Source organism: Microlunatus endophyticus, assembly GCF_014646195.1.
In the GTDB taxonomy this organism is placed as follows: Bacteria; Actinomycetota; Actinomycetes; order Propionibacteriales; family Propionibacteriaceae; genus Microlunatus; species Microlunatus endophyticus.
In genome coordinates, this window is sequence record NZ_BMMZ01000001.1 from 214,958 (window position 1) to 226,859 (window position 11,902).

General features: G+C 67.7%; 11 protein-coding genes. 6 read left to right on the plus strand and 5 right to left on the minus strand.

The genetic code is table 11. The features are described 5' to 3' along the window. Window positions 1-23: 23 nt before the first annotated feature. Window positions 24-395 carry a YciI family protein gene (locus IEY07_RS01125; RefSeq protein ID WP_188893334.1) on the minus strand — a complete coding sequence of 124 codons (372 nt, stop codon included), beginning with the start codon at window positions 393-395 and terminating at the stop codon, window positions 24-26. Between the two features lie 316 nt (window positions 396-711). Between IEY07_RS01125 and IEY07_RS01130 the strand changes: the two genes are divergently transcribed. Genes IEY07_RS01130 through IEY07_RS01140 form a run of 3 tightly spaced genes read left to right on the plus strand, consistent with a single transcriptional unit; the run spans window position 712 to window position 3,247 of the window. Beyond that, window positions 712-1,635 (plus strand): ABC transporter ATP-binding protein, encoded by a 924-nt coding sequence (locus tag IEY07_RS01130; protein ID WP_188893335.1) that lies wholly within the window; start codon window positions 712-714, stop codon window positions 1,633-1,635. Continuing rightward, window positions 1,632-2,444 (plus strand): ABC transporter permease, encoded by an 813-nt coding sequence (locus IEY07_RS01135; RefSeq protein WP_188893336.1) that lies wholly within the window; start codon window positions 1,632-1,634, stop codon window positions 2,442-2,444. The genes IEY07_RS01130 and IEY07_RS01135 overlap by 4 nt, the downstream gene beginning before the upstream one ends. Beyond that, window positions 2,441-3,247: an ABC transporter permease gene (locus tag IEY07_RS01140; RefSeq protein ID WP_188893337.1), complete on the plus strand. Its 807-nt coding sequence runs from the start codon at window positions 2,441-2,443 to the stop codon at window positions 3,245-3,247. The genes IEY07_RS01135 and IEY07_RS01140 overlap by 4 nt, the downstream gene beginning before the upstream one ends. A 9-nt stretch (window positions 3,248-3,256) precedes the next feature. Here the strand turns inward: IEY07_RS01140 and IEY07_RS01145 are convergent, their stop codons facing one another. Next, window positions 3,257-4,201 carry a glucuronyl esterase domain-containing protein gene (locus tag IEY07_RS01145; protein ID WP_188893338.1) on the minus strand — a complete coding sequence of 315 codons (945 nt, stop codon included), beginning with the start codon at window positions 4,199-4,201 and terminating at the stop codon, window positions 3,257-3,259. Beyond that, a complete protein-coding gene (locus tag IEY07_RS01150) occupies window positions 4,198-5,580 on the minus strand; it encodes an FAD-binding oxidoreductase (RefSeq protein ID WP_188893339.1) in 1,383 nt (460 codons plus the stop codon). Before IEY07_RS01150 ends, IEY07_RS01145 begins: the two co-directional genes overlap by 4 nt. A gap of 23 nt (window positions 5,581-5,603) precedes the next feature. On the opposite strand from IEY07_RS01150, the gene IEY07_RS01155 reads away from it, so the two are divergent. The 3 genes from IEY07_RS01155 to IEY07_RS01165 all read left to right on the plus strand — a co-directional run bounded on the left by IEY07_RS01155 (window position 5,604) and on the right by IEY07_RS01165 (window position 10,078). Further along, complete coding sequence (locus IEY07_RS01155) at window positions 5,604-7,421, plus strand: ABC-F family ATP-binding cassette domain-containing protein (protein WP_188893340.1); 1,818 nt, start codon at window positions 5,604-5,606, stop codon at window positions 7,419-7,421. A gap of 66 nt (window positions 7,422-7,487) precedes the next feature. Then, window positions 7,488-8,831: a hypothetical protein gene (locus tag IEY07_RS01160; RefSeq protein WP_188893341.1), complete on the plus strand. Its 1,344-nt coding sequence runs from the start codon at window positions 7,488-7,490 to the stop codon at window positions 8,829-8,831. Continuing rightward, on the plus strand, window positions 8,828-10,078 hold the full coding sequence (locus IEY07_RS01165; protein ID WP_188893342.1) for a hypothetical protein: 1,251 nt from the start codon (window positions 8,828-8,830) through the stop codon (window positions 10,076-10,078). Before IEY07_RS01160 ends, IEY07_RS01165 begins: the two co-directional genes overlap by 4 nt. Window positions 10,079-10,100: 22 nt before the next feature. Here the strand turns inward: IEY07_RS01165 and IEY07_RS01170 are convergent, their stop codons facing one another. Both IEY07_RS01170 and lipA read right to left on the minus strand, forming a co-directional pair. Beyond that, complete coding sequence (locus tag IEY07_RS01170; protein WP_188893343.1) at window positions 10,101-10,838, minus strand: DUF4191 domain-containing protein; 738 nt, start codon at window positions 10,836-10,838, stop codon at window positions 10,101-10,103. Continuing rightward, on the minus strand, window positions 10,831-11,775 hold the full coding sequence (lipA, locus tag IEY07_RS01175) for a lipoyl synthase (protein ID WP_188893344.1): 945 nt from the start codon (window positions 11,773-11,775) through the stop codon (window positions 10,831-10,833). Before lipA ends, IEY07_RS01170 begins: the two co-directional genes overlap by 8 nt. Between the last annotated feature and the right edge of the window lie 127 nt (window positions 11,776-11,902).

Below are 11,902 nucleotides of genomic sequence, written 5' to 3' on the forward strand. Positions count from 1 at the left end.
ATCGGCTCAGCCGCCCGGCCCGGTCACTCCAGGAGCGGGCGGATCTCGATCCCGGTGTAGTGGGCCATCGGGTGCTTGGCGGCGATCGTCCGGGCGACCTCGAGCGACGGCGCCTCGATCAGATCGAAACCTGCGATGTACTCCTTGGACTCCAGGAATGGACCGTCGGTGACCAGGATCTCGCCGTTGCGGACGCGTACGGTCTCGGTGTGGCCGTTGAGGGCGTTCCCGACGTGCCGCTTGCCGGCCCTGGCCGGGTCGCCGGTGTCGTACTCGTCCACCCAGACATCGACGTCGTCGCTCACCGGGTCGAGGGTGCCGGCCACGGTGCCGGCGTCGGCAGGTGTCGGGGTAGGGCGGCCCTGGGCTGCGCAGATCAGGAACAGGAACTTCATCGTTGTTCTCCTTGGTGAGACGTTCGGCCGGCGGCCGCTACACCTGCTGTACGAAACCGAGCGCGTCATTCGACAATTCAGGTTAAGATCTCCGATCGTGATGTCCTCCCGTACTAACTAGGTCTTCGGACCGGCTCCGGACAGCGGATCGCGTGATCCGCCGGTCGTGCCTGCCCGAATCTCACCGTCGATTCACGCGGCCTGAGCCCCTCCGGAGATCCGTCGCTGTCCAGCAGCGACGCGTAGTAGCGACCACATCATGATGTGACCGATTCCCAGCTCGGCGCCGCCAATCAGTGCGAGCGAAGGAATCATCATGCCTGTTATCCATGCGTCCGGTCTGACCAAGACCTATCGCTTCCATCGGTCCCGTGTCGGCTTGGGCGGGGCGATCACCGATCTGTTCCGCCGTCGGTACGACACCCGGGTCGCCGTTGCTGATCTCGATCTGCGGATCGACGAGGGCGAGTTCGTCGGCCTGCTCGGCCGCAACGGCGCCGGCAAGACGACGACGCTGAAGATGTTCTCCGGGCTGCTCCGGCCGAGCGCGGGAGCGTTGGATGTGCTCGGCCACCAGCCGTCCGCGCGCCGGTTCGAGTATCTCCGCCAGATCGCGGTCGTGCTCGGCAGCAAGTCGATGTTGTGGTGGGACGTCTCCACCCGGGCGAGTCTTGATCTCCATCAGGCGATCTACGACCTGCCCCGGCCGATGTATGCCGAGAGCGTTGATCAACTCGCCGGCCTGCTGGAGCTCTCGGACGTGATCGACATCCCGGTGCGCCAGCTGTCCCTGGGCCAGCGGATGAAATGCGAACTGGCGGTCGCCCTGGTGCACCAGCCGAAGCTGCTGTTCCTGGACGAGCCGACCATCGGACTCGATGTGGTCTCCAAGGCGGCCGTCCGACGGTTTCTTGCCAAGATCAACTCCGAGTACGGGATCACGGTCGTGTTGACCAGCCACGATATGGACGACGTCTCCGAGCTGTGCCGGCGGCTGGTGCTGATCGATCATGGATCGCTGCAGTTCGACGGCACCCCGGACGAGTTGGTCCGACAGACCAGACCACGCAAGCGGATCACTCTGACCTATGCCGGACCGCCGGGTCAGGTCGAGTTGGAGGTCGACCGCGAGGACACCCAGCGGGTGTTGGCCGAAGCGGCCGGCCGAGGAGAGTTGCTGGACCTCGAGGTCCGCGACGCCGACCTGGACGATGTGATGCAGGCGGTGATGGGCGCATGATCGTCGAGCTGCGACGACACGGTCGGGTCTTCAACAAGCTGCTCGTGCTGAATCTGTCGGCGTCCTTCAGCTACCGCGGCGAGATGTTCCTGTGGCAGGTCGGCAACGTCCTGGTGCCGTTGATCTCGCTGTTCGTCTGGCAGGCGGCGGTCGCCTCCGGCGCACAATTGCCGATCACCGGGCGGTACCTGACGGCGTACTTCGTGTTGATCTCGATCATCAACATGCTGACCAATTCCTGGACCGCGTACTTCCTGGCCGAGGAGATCCGCGACGGCGGTCTGAATCGCTATCTCTGTCGGGCGACCTCGACCCACATCAACGCCCTGGCCAACAACGTCGGGGAGAAGGTCGTCAAACTGATCTTGCTGGTGCCGATGGTCGCCGTGCTGGCCCTTGTGCTGGGTGATCAGTTCGAGTTGCCACGGTCGGTGTGGCGCTGGTTGCTCGCCTTCGGCTGCCTGATCATATCCGCCTTCATGACCTGGCTGCTGGACGTGATGATCGGCTCGTTGGCCTTCTGGTTCGCCGACGTGAACGGTTTCCTGCGGGCATCGGAGGTGATCGTCCCGCTGCTGTCCGGGGCGGTCATCCCGCTGGCGCTGTTGCCCCAGGCCTTTCGCGGTCTCGGGCAGGTGCAGCCGTTCCGTTTCCTGGTCTCGTTCCCGCTGGAAGTACTGCTGGGCAACGTTTCCGGCGGCCTGGCACTCGGGTTGGCCTACCAGCTGGGCTGGTTGATGATCTTCGCTGCGGTGGCCCGGCTGGTCTGGTGGCTCGGCATCCGCAGCTATTCGGCGGCGGGGGCATGATCATGCAACAAGCTCTGAAGCACGGTTTGCGAGTCGGGCGGGCGGTGGTGGCGATGGCGCTGATCCGAGAGGCACAGTTCCGGGCCCAGGCGTGGACCACGATCATTGTCGGCCTGGTCGAGGTGGTCGCCGAGGTGGCGCCGGTGCTGGTGATCTTCAGCCACTCCAGCCGGGTCAACGGGTGGGACGCCGGTCTGGTGATCGCGATCGCCGGTGTCGCAGAGGTGATGACCTCGTTGTTGGCCACCTTCATTGCGCCGAACCAGTCCAAGATGACTGACTACATCCGTGGCGGCCAACTGGATCTGATCTTGATAAGGCCGGTTGCCAGCCAGCCGTTCGCGGCGCTGCGCTGGGTGCAGCCGGCCGAGGCGTGGGGGGTCCTGACCGGGACCGCACTGACGATCATCGGACTGTCGGCCTCCGAGGTGCCCGTCCGACCGGAGTTGATCATCGCTGCGGTGCCGGGCTTCCTGCTCGGCCTCGTCGCGGTTGCGCTGGTGTGGACCAATCTCGGTTATCTCGCATTCTGGTTGACTTCGGTCGCAGCGCTCGGAGAGCTGTTCTCGGCGCTACTGACCGCGGGCAAGTATCCGCTGGCGTTCTTTCCCCGAGCGGTGCGCGTGATCATGCTCTCGCTGCTGCCGCTCGGCCTCGCGACGACGATCCCGGTGCAGCTGCTGACCGGCGGCGTACGGCCGCGACTGCTGCTCTACGGGGTGGGGCTGGTCGTTCTGCTGGCGATCATCACCCGGGTGCACTGGTTGGCCGGGATGCGCCGCTACAGCAGCGCCAGCTCGTGAGCTCCCGGGTCAGGGCCGTTTGACGTGGGTGTTGCAGAAGGCGATGTAGTGCCGCCAGTCCTCGGCTGTCAGCCCGTGGCCGCCGGGACGTAGGTGGAATCCGACCGGGCCACTGCCGCCGTTGCGCTGTCGGGCCGAGCGCACGGCCAGGAACTCGCCGTCGGGGTCGGCCCAGGTGTCCTCGGAGCCGCTGCCGACGTAGACCGGCCGCGGGGCGATCGAGGCGAGCAGCTCGTCCTGGTCGACCGGCAGTTCATCGTCCCGGTCGGCGAAGTCGGCGTAGCCGGGGGTGAACCAGTAGCCGAAGCGGCCGGTGATCGCGGCGATGTCCTCGGTGCCCTCGGCGCGGTGGGTGTGCAGCGAATCGCCGCTGCAGCCGGCCGCATTGCTGATCACGGCGGCGAATCCCTGGTCCTGGGCCGCCGACCAGAGCGCGGCCTTGCCCATCCGGGAGTGCCCGATCGCGATCACCTGGTCGCTGCGGATGTGGGGCAGGTTCGCCAGCTCGCGGCGTACCACGCTGAGCCCCCAGGCCCAGACCCCGATCGTCCCCCAGGGCGCCTCGGCCGGCGGGTCCGGAAGAATCCGTCGTACGCCCTCGGCCGCACCGTCGGCACGGTCCGGTTCGAAGGCATCCGCGTGCACGGTCGCCAGGCCGTAGCCGTTGCGTAGCAACAGGTCGATCGGGAAGGTCGCCAGGACGTCGTCGTTGCCGTTGAAATTCAGGCAGCTGAAGACCGGCGACCGGTCGGTGTTCGGAAGGCAGAGCAGCAGCTCGACCAGATGCCGGCCGCGTTCGGTGCTGATGATCAACTCGTGCCGGCTTCGGCTGCCGGCACCAAGGGTGACCGGCTGGTCCAGCGCGCGGAGTTCGACAGCCGGCTCCGCCTGCGGTGCGATCCCGTAGACGTACCGGCCGAAATCGTCGATCACCCTTGTCTGCTCGATGGTCACAGCACTGCTCCCGGGTTCATGATGCCCTGGGGATCGACGGCGTCCTTGATCTTGGTGCTGAGGGCCATCACCTCGGGGCCGAGCTGATCGGGCAGCGCGGCCTTCTTGAGCCGGCCGACGCCGTGCTCGCCGGTGATCGTCCCATTCAGGCTGATCGCCAGCGCCATCACCTGGTCGAAGGCCTGTTGCGCTGCCTCGCGGGCACCGGGCCGGCCCGGGTCGTAGATGATATTGGGGTGGGTATTGCCGTCCCCGGCGTGCGCAACCACCGGGATCATGGTGCCGGTGCGCTCGGCGATCGCCGCGATCCCGGTCACCAGGTCGGGCAGCAGCGGCACGGCGACCCCGACGTCCTCCAGCATCAGCGACCCAGCCCGTTCCATGGCGGGGAAGCTGGCCCGGCGGGCCGCCACGAAGAGCTCGCCCTCGTCCGGGTCGTCGGTTACGAAGCACTCCAGTGCGCCGAGGTCGGCGCACACCTTCTCCATGATCGCGATCTCGAAGGAGCGGGCCGGCCCGGGCGCATCGGACTGGGCGATCAACATCGCGCCGGCCTCCCGGTCCAGCCCGGCATGCAGATAGTCCTCGATCAGGTTGATCGACGGCCCGTCCATGAATTCCAGCATCGATGGCCGGATCTGCGCGCACATCCCGACCACCGCATCGGCCGCGGTCCTGATGTCGGCGAAGGTCGCGACCAGGGTGGCCTTCTCAGCCTGCTGTGGCACCAGTCGCAGGATGGCACGGGTGATCACTCCGAGGGTGCCTTCGCTGCCGACAAAGAGTTTCAGCAGCGACAGCCCGGCGACGTCCTTGACCTGGGTGCCGCCGAGCCGGACCCGTGAGCCGTCGGGCAGCACCACATCCAGGCCGAGCACGTAGTCGGTGGTGACGCCGTACTTCACGCAACACAGCCCGCCGGCATTGGTGGCCAGATTGCCGCCGATCGAACAGATCTCGTACGACGCCGGGTCCGGGGGATACCAGAGCCCGGCCTCGGCTGCAGCGGCCTTCACCTCGGCGTTCAGCGCACCCGGTTCGACGATCGCCACCCGGGCGGCGGCGTCGATGCTGACGCTGCGCATCCGCTCGGTGCTGATCACCAGTCCCTGCTCGACCGCCGTCGAGCCGCCGGAGAGGCCGGTGCCGGCACCGCGCGGCACCACCGGCACGCGGTTGGCGGCCGCCCACCGGACCGCCGCCTGCACCTGTTCGGCATTCTCTGCCCGGACGACCGCCAGCGGCATTCCGGCGTGCTCGTCCTGGGCCCAGTCGCGCCGGTAGCGGTCCATCACCCCGGGAGCAGTCGTGACGACGTCCGGGCCGAGTTCAGCGGCCAGCTCGTCGATCGCCGGTGCATCCGGGGCGGCACTGCTCATGGCGGTCAAACTACTCTGGTGCGGTGGTTCATCTGCTGGGCACCCAGGCCGTCGGTCTCGACTTCCCGACCCGGTCGATCTTCCGTTCGCTGACGGTCGGCATCAACTCCGGTGATCGGATCGGTGTGGTCGGTCGCAACGGCGACGGCAAGTCGACGCTGCTGCGCCTGCTGGCCGGTCGGCTGCGCCCCGACACCGGAGAGGTGATCCCGCGCCGGGACCTGCGGCTGGGCATGCTGGACCAGGCCGACACGATCGACTCCGCGGCCACCATCCGGCAGGTGGTGGTCGGCGACCGGCCGGACCACGAATGGGCCTCCGACGCCCGGATCCGGGACGTGATCGGCGGGCTGCTCTCGGATCTGGATTTCGACGCGGTCACCGGCACGCTGTCCGGCGGCCAGCGGCGCCGGGTCGCGCTGGCAGCGCTGCTGACCGGCGACGACGATGTGCTGTTCCTCGACGAGCCGACGAACCACCTGGACATCGAGGGCATCGGCTGGCTGGCCGATCACCTCAACCGGCGCTGGCGTCCAGGTGACGGCGGCCTGGTGGTGGTCACCCACGATCGGTGGTTCCTGGACGCGGTCTGCACGCTGACCTGGGAGGTGCACGACCAGACCGTCGAGCCGTTCGAGGGCGGCTACGCGGCGTACGTGCTGCAGCGGGTCGAGCGCGACAGGCTGGCCGCCGTGGCCGAGGACAAGCGGCAGAACCTGATGCGCAAGGAGCTCGCCTGGCTGCGCCGCGGCGCTCCGGCGCGGACATCCAAGCCGCGGTTCCGGATCGACGCGGCCAACCAGCTGATCGCCAATGAGCCGCCCGTCCGCGATTCCGTACGCCTGCAGCAGCTCGCCACCGCCCGGTTGGGCAAGGACGTCATCGACCTGCTCGATGTCTCGGTCGGCTACGACGGCCGCGAGGTGCTGACCGATGTCGAGTGGCGGATCGCGCCGGGCGAGCGCAGCGGCATCCTCGGCCCCAACGGCGCCGGCAAGACGACCCTGCTGAAGTTGATCACCGGTGCGCTCGAACCTGATCATGGTCGGGTCAAGCGCGGCAAGACCGTCCGGACTGCGGTGTTGAGCCAGCAGCTGGGCGAGCTGGCCGAATTCGATCACCTCCGGGTACGGGAACTGCTGGCCACCAAGAGAACCGAGTACGTCGCCGGTGGCAGGGAGTTGACACCGGCGCAACTACTGGAGCAGCTCGGATTCCCCACTGCGCTGCTGTCGACGCCGATCAAGGATCTCTCCGGCGGGCAGCGGCGTCGCCTGCAACTGCTGATGATCCTGCTCGACGAGCCCAACGTGCTGGTGCTCGACGAGCCGACCAACGACCTCGACACCGACATGCTGGCAGCGATGGAGGACCTGCTGGACTCCTGGCCCGGGGCGCTGCTGGTCGCCACCCATGATCGTTATCTGCTGGAGCGCGTTACCGACCAGCAGTACGCGATCCTGGACGGCCGGCTGCGGCATCTGCCCGGCGGAGTCGATCAATACCTGCAACTGGTTGCCGCTCGCCCTGCGACCGGTTCCGGATCCGGCCTGATGGGGTCGCCGGCCAGCCGCGCGGTGCCGACCGAGGGCTCCGGGTCGCAACCGCGGATCTCCGCGGCCGAATCCAGGGCGATCGGCAAGGAGATCGCGGCCATCGAGCGGCGAATGTCGCGGCTGCAGGACGAGATCGCCCGGTTGGAGCGGGACATGGCCGACGGGATGGTGGACGCCGACTACGTCCGGCTGGCGGCCCAGGGCGGGCAGCTCAACGGACTCCGCGCCGAAGTCGCCGGCCTGGAGGATCGTTGGCTGGAGCTGTCCGCCGCCGCGGAGGTCTGACCTGTGCGGCTCGCCGGGTAAGGTAGTTCGGCAGCAGAATCTGATACCGAGGAGTCCGCCGTCGACGTGACCGCCGAACACGCCACCCCCCTGACGCAACGCGTCGAGCCGCTACCCGACGGCGCTCGATTGCTGCACATCGGTATTCCCAAGACCGGCACCACGAGCCTGCAGCGCAGTGCCGCTGCGCGGCGACAGCAGCTGCTGGAGCATGGTGTCTGCTACCCGGGAAAGTCGCTGAACCATCGCGAAGCCGTATCCGCGTTGATGGACCGGTCCTTGGGCTGGAAGAACAGCGAGTCCACTCCGGCATTCCAGATCTGGAAGAGGATCGAGGACGAGGTCAAGGCGAGTCGGGCGCCTCGATCGCTGATCAGCCACGAGTTCGCCTGTGAGTCCACCGATGAGCAGGCACGCCGCTTCATCGAAGCACTCGGCCCGAACACCCACGTGGTCATCACGCTGCGCGGCTTCGCCGATCTGCTCGGCTCCAGCTGGCAGCAGTACGTCAAGGCCGGGTACCGCAGCGGCTACCGCAGCTGGCTGCTGCAGATCCTGGGCGATCGCGAGAAGCTGCACACGACCCCGACCTTTTACAAGCGCAACGACCAGGCCGCGATCGTCCAGCGCTGGATCCGGGTCGCCGGGGTCGACAACGTCACTGTGGTGATCGCCGACAAGCGTAAGCGTGATCAGCTGATCACTGCTTTCGAGGACCTGCTGGCGATCCCACGCGGTCTGCTCGGCGAACTGTCCACCGGGGGATATGCGGCCAACCGAAGCTTGTCGATGCCCGAGGCCGAGCTGGTCCGGCGGGTCAACCGGGTGTTCCGCGAGCAGGGCATGACCTGGGACAGGTATTCAGATCTGATGCGGCACGGGTTGATCGCGCGGCTGCAGGAGAACCGCACACCGGCACCGGATGAGCCGATGTTGACCCTTCCGGAGCGCCTGGCCAAGAAGGCGTTGGCGCAGGCGCGCGAATACGCCGAGGCCATCGATGCGACCGGCTGCCGGGTGATCGGGGATCTGTCCGCGTTGAGCGCACCGGTACCGACGGTTCCGCGGCTTCCGAGCATCACCCAGATCCCGGCCGACGCCGTTTACGAGGCCATCTCCGGGCTGTTGTCGGCAGAGGACGGCCGGGGCGCGTTCTTCGATCAGCCTCCGGAGGGTGTCCAGGGGGCCAGCTCCTCACCGGCCTATCTGCGCAAGCTGTACGAGTCGGACGGCGGTGCGGAGGTGGCCAGTGCGATCCGGGCGACGCGCCACCTCGACGACCGGACGCTGGCTGCCGTGGCCGTCTACCGGGGCGTCTCGACCGCGGATCTGAGGACGAAGGATTACCGGCGGCGTGCGGGCGCGATGATCAAGGGCCTCCGCAAGGCCGTACGATCCCGGCTGCCGTGACCGCGCCAGTGCCGGTCGGCACCCGGTTGTTGCACATCGGGCTGCCCAAGACCGGCACCACCACGCTGCAACGCGGCGCGGCGGTCAATCGCGCGCAGTTGCTCGGGCAGGGTGTCTGCTATCCGGGTACGGCCTTCAATCATCGCGATCCCGTAGCCGCACTGATGCGGCGACCGCTTGGCTGGCGGGACCGCGGAGCGGTGGTCCACCACCGGTCGTTGTGGGACGGGCTGCTGGCCGAACTGCGTGAGAGTCGGGCCGACCGTGCCTTCATCAGCCACGAGTTCATCTGCGAATCCGATGATCGGCAGGCCGAGCGGTTCCGGGGCGAACTCGGTGACCGGCTGCACGTGGCGGTCACCCTGCGGGGTTTCGCGGATCTGCTGGCCTCGAACTGGCAACAGGCGGTCAAAGCAGGACACACCGGCGGATTCGAGCAGTGGCTGCAGTCAGTGCTGAAGCGCCGCAAGGGCCCGACCGTCGGCACCTTCTACCGCCGCAACGACCAGGCGGCGATCATCAAGCGCTGGACCGAACTGGTGGGGCCTGAGAACGTCACTGTCGTGATCGTCGACAAGACGAACCCGGACCTGCTGACCGAATCCTTCGAGGACCTGCTCGGGCTGCGGCGTGGCACGATGGCGACCCGGCCCGTCGGTGGATACGCCGCCAACCGCGGCCTGTCGGCCCCCGAGGTCGAATTGGTCCGCCAGGTCAACATGATCATGCACACCCAGCGCTATGACTGGCACCGCTACACGTCGTTGGTCCGGCACGGGCTGATCGCGCGGATCCAGGAGAACCGCCGACCACTGCCGGGCGAGCCGAGTCCGCAACTGCCTGCATGGGCGGCCCGAGTGGCTTTGCGGCGCGCCCGCGAGTATGCCGAGCAGCTGCAGGCCTCCGGCTGCCGGGTGATCGGCGATCCGGCGGCACTGACCGCGCCCGTGCGCACCGTCGACGCGGTGGTGCAGCCGACCGAGCTACCGCTGGACGCTGTCGTGGAGGGAATCGCCGGCGTGCTGTCGGCGGCCGACGGGCTCGGCCCGTTCTTCGATCACGCGGCCGATGGATTGGAGCGCCGTCAGGCGAGGGACGCGCTTCTGGAAAGGGTGCTCGACCCCGGTACCACCCGGCGGGTGCTGAACGCGTACCGCGCAACCCGGCATCTCCCGCTGCGGGCTCTCGGCGTCGCTGCCGGCGCCAGATTCATCGATCGGGCGGTCCGCACGATCACCCGGAAGTAGACCCGAGGCCGATGGTGCCGCGTCAGCGGCCGCGCATCGCCTGCTTGGCGCCACGGACCTGACGTGAACTGGTCGGCATCGGGCCCTTCGGCACCGGCACCTGCGGCCGGATCTTGTCCAGGGCGGTGAGCCGGGACTTGATCTCGGTGACCTGATTGGGCTCCAGCACCTTGGGCAGTTTGCGGATGTGGTCGGCGAGCTTCTCCAGCGGCACCTGACCCTCCTTGCTGCCCATCATGATCGTGGTGACCTTGACGCCGTAGGCAACCTTCTCGTGCTTGCGGACCTCGCTGGACAAGAGCGCCTTCAGCCGTCCCGGCTCGCCCTCGCCGATCAGCACCAGGCCTCCCGGTCCGAGGGTCCGGTGCACCGCGTCCATCTGCCGGTTGGCCGCGATCGCGGGCGAGGAGATCCACTTCTTCGGCAGCATCGCCAGCGCGACCTCGGCCGAGCCGGCCTGGCCGGCGTATCGCTTGTAGGTGGCGGCCTTGGTCCGCCGGACCAGCAGCAGCATCGCCAGCAGCAGGCCGACCATCACCCCGAGGATGATCAGCGAGACCTGCATGCCGACCAGCAGGCCGGCGACGACGCCGACCACGATCGGCAGCACGAAAGCGCCGGCCAGTAGGAAGGGCAGCGGCTTGTCGTACTCGTGGGTGCGCTGGTAGGCGACGATGATCTGCCGGAACCGGCCCATCTGGGACGGGCCGGTCAGGTCCTTGTCGGACCCGGACTTCTCCGGTTTGGGTGCATTAGCCATGGCTCGGGACTGCTTTCATTCTCTTGCTGACCGCCTCACGATAGAGCCTTCCGGCCCGGTACGACGAACGCACGAGCGGACCGCTCATCACACCGGTGAACCCGATCTCGGTGGCCTCGGCGCCCAGCTCGGTGAATTCCTCCGGCGTCACCCAGCGGTCGATCGGGTGGTGCAGCGCGGAGGGGCGCAGGTACTGGGTGATGGTCAGGATCTCGGTGCCGGCGGCGTACAGGTCGCGCATCGCCTCGGTGATCTCGTCGCGGGTCTCGCCCATGCCGAGGATCAGGTTGGACTTGGTGACCAGACCGGCCTCCCGCGACCATCGCAGCACGTCCAGCGACCGCTCGTAGCGGAAGCCCGGGCGGATCCGCTTGAAGATCCGCGGCACGGTCTCGACGTTGTGGGCGAAGACCTCCGGACGGGTCGCGAAGATCTCTTCGAGGTAGTCGCGGTTGCCGGTGAAGTCGGGGGCCAGCATCTCGACGCCGACGCCCGGGTTGAGCTCGTGGATCTTGCGGATCGTCTCGGCGTAGAGCCAGCTGCCCTCGTCGGGCAGGTCGTCGCGGCAGACGCCGGTGACGGTCGCGTACCGCAGGCCCATGGTCTGCACCGACTCGGCCACGCGGAGCGGCTCGCCGGCGTCGAAGTCGGCGGGCTTCCCGGTGGCGATCTGGCAGAAGTCGCAACGCCGGGTGCACTGCTCGCCGCCGATCAGGAAGGTCGCCTCGCGATCCTCCCAGCACTCGAAGATGTTGGGACAGCCGGCTTCCTGGCAGACGGTGTGCAACTGCTCGTCCTTGACCAGCCGCTTGAGTTCGCGATACTCCGGTCCCATCTTCGCGGTGGTCCTGATCCAGGACGGTTTCTTCTCGATCGGGGTCGCGGAATTGCGGACTTCCAGTCGCAGCAGCTTGCGTCCTTCGGGAGCGATCGTCACCCGCCCAACCCTACTCGGGTCTCGGAGCCGGAACCGATCACCTGGTGGCCGTGGTACACGGGCACCGTCGAGGCCGGATCCGAGATCCGGACGGCTGGGAAATTCGTGTCGAGTCCCATCCGATCAC